The 344-nt window shown below is 55.8% G+C and carries 1 pseudogene; it reads left to right on the plus strand.

The features are described 5' to 3' along the window. A pseudogene (locus B2R17_RS22945) lies at positions 1 to 344 on the plus strand (succinate--CoA ligase subunit alpha); the annotation flags it as partial.

The following is a 344-nucleotide window of genomic DNA, read 5'->3' on the forward strand; positions in this document are numbered from 1 at the left end:
TGCAAAATCGGCATCATGCCCGGTTACATCCACAACCCCGGCAAAGTCGGCGTGATGAGCCGCAGTGGAACTCTGACCTATGAAGCCGTTTGGCAAACCAGTTCGCTGAAACTCGGCCAAAGCACGTGCGTCGGTTTGGGTGGCGACCCGATCGTCGGAACGAACTACATCGATTTGTTCAAGATGTACCAAGAAGACGACCAAACCGAAGCGATCTTGATGATCGGTGAAATCGGTGGCAGTGCCGAAGAAGAAGCTGCCGCGTTCGTCAAAGAGCATGTGACCAAACCGGTCGCCGCCTTCATCGCTGGTCGTACCGCACCTCCCGGAAAACGCATGGGCCA

This window comes from Rhodopirellula sp. UBA1907 (assembly GCF_002337565.1).
GTDB lineage: Bacteria > Planctomycetota > Planctomycetia > Pirellulales > Pirellulaceae > Rhodopirellula > Rhodopirellula europaea.